Origin of the sequence: Intrasporangium chromatireducens Q5-1 (genome assembly GCF_000576575.1) — a bacterium.
GTDB lineage: Bacteria > Actinomycetota > Actinomycetes > Actinomycetales > Dermatophilaceae > Intrasporangium_A > Intrasporangium_A chromatireducens.
Map to the genome: position 1 here is coordinate 1 of NZ_AWQS01000563.1, position 627 is coordinate 627.

The following is a 627-nucleotide window of genomic DNA, read 5'->3' on the forward strand; positions in this document are numbered from 1 at the left end:
CCCGCCGAGCGAGGCGTTGATGGCGTCGACCCGGCCGAGCTGCTCCTCGAGCCGTTCCCGGGACAGGCCGTTGGCGATGGTGAGTCGCGGGGAGTGGTCGGTCAGCGCCATCCACTCCTGTCCCAGCTCGACGCAGGAGAGGACCATCTCCTCGATGGGGCTGCCGCCGTCGCTCCAGTTCGAGTGGACGTGGAGGTCGCCGACCAGCGCCGCATACAGCTCGGAGCCCGCCCAGTCGGACTCGTCGCCGTGCTCGCGCTCCACCGCTGCGAGGTAGCGAGGCACCTCGCCCCGCAGTGCCTCGGTGATGATGGCTGCGCTGGCGTCTCCGATGCCCTTGAGCTGCTTGAGGGTCCCCGACTGTGCCCGCTCGCGCAGCTCCTCCTCCGGCATGAGCCGGATCGACTCGAGGGTGCGCCGCAGCGCGTCGACGCGGTAGCGGTTCTCACGGCCCCGCTCGAGCAGGAAGCAGATCCGACGAAGGGCGTCGACCGGTGACATCGGCGCCTCGGGTCGCTTGCGTTGTCGCATGGGCCGACCCTAGCCGGGGCCGTCGCCGGGCCGAGGCGCCGCGGAGGAGTGGAGGCGAGCCGGACTTTGCGCTCAGTCGACGGTTCGCAACCGGAG

1 protein-coding gene is annotated in these 627 nt (G+C 71.1%); it reads right to left on the bottom strand.

The features are described from left to right. Positions 1–531: PHP domain-containing protein (locus N864_RS22895; protein ID WP_034723046.1), on the bottom strand; the 531-nt coding region annotated here is incomplete at its 3' end. Positions 532–627 lie beyond the last annotated feature (96 nt).